This is a genomic window from Okeania sp. SIO3I5 (assembly GCF_010672085.1).
GTDB lineage: Bacteria > Cyanobacteriota > Cyanobacteriia > Cyanobacteriales > Microcoleaceae > Trichodesmium.
Genome location: NZ_JAAHHT010000545.1, coordinates 1 through 1,120 on the forward strand (window position 1 = coordinate 1; position 1,120 = coordinate 1,120).

A 1,120-nucleotide genomic window follows, 5' to 3' on the forward strand; every position below is an offset into this window, starting at 1 on the left:
TGTCTTGGGCCTATGAACGTTTAGCTTATGAAGGTATCCAAATCCGGGCCCAGGCTTTCATCCCGACGCTCCCCTTCCCCCCTATGCACGGGGGGTTAGGGGGGATGGAGAGCGCGGGACTTCCCGCCAGGGAAGTTAAATTTTTATCCGGAAATTAGACGGCATTAAGATGTAGTTAAGAATATAATGACTGTAAAAGTATTGATATTTTCTTTACTTATGAAAGAAAACTAACCTATCATTTTCTCTATTCAGACTATACAAAATAATCAGGAATTTCTCACTATGTTACAAGATAAAAAATCCAACGGTTATAGCAAACCACCTATATTTTGGGGATTGAGCAAAGCAGGAGCGATCGCTCTGACAGTAGGAGCTACAATAATGGGATTTACTAATCCTCCTAGAGATGAATATGTTAATTATGCTTCTAATAAACTGGCAACTGAGATTAGAGAATCTGTTTGTAAAGAATCTAAAGTGCCAGATTTTTTGACTGATTTTACAGGAGATTTAGTTAAGAGTTGTGAAAAGCTAATTAAGAGTCAAAGAACTACTATTAAAGAATTAATGGATAATGCCACTCAACGTCAGAATTTAATATTATTTAGTGTTTATACAACTGAGTTTCGTGGTAATAGATATCAAACTATTGGTGCACTGGAAAATTTTCTGACATTTCCACCACAGAAAATCGATCAAAATTAGACTTCGTGGCAGTTGTCAGGGAATAGGGAATAGGGAATAGGGAATAGGGAATAAAATTGTTGATTTAATATCTTGAATTGATTTCATTTTTGATTTTTGGAGATGTTTATTAATTACAATTCGTGCTAATTCAGCAAATTTTTTAGGGATGTTTCATGGAACATCCCTAAAGTTTAATGCCTCACTTTATTTGAGTTTTTACCGAAATAATTAATAATTAAACAATTAAATAATTAGATGATTCAGGTTGACAGCGCTTTTCATATTGATGAACTACATCGTTACAACCAGAATATTGTAGGGACGTTCCATGGAACGTCCCTACTGTGGTTTACCCAAATGAAAACTGCTGTAAAGTCTCCCCTTTCAAGGGAAAAAAATAAATTTTTTCCTTTTAGTCAATCCTCTCCCT

Annotated in this window: 1 protein-coding gene; it reads left to right on the top strand. The window is 35.2% G+C overall.

Annotated elements, in window-relative coordinates; genetic code table 11:
• Positions 1–285: 285 nt before the first annotated feature.
• A complete protein-coding gene (locus F6K40_RS40420) occupies positions 286–708 on the top strand; it encodes a DUF4359 domain-containing protein (RefSeq protein WP_293146031.1) in 423 nt (140 codons plus the stop codon).
• Positions 709–1,120: the final 412 nt, after the last annotated feature.

Coding starts and splice junctions, on each gene's coding strand:
- F6K40_RS40420 (WP_293146031.1), top strand. CDS start 286: ATGTTACAAGATAAAAAATCCAACGGTTATAGCAAACCACCTATATTT.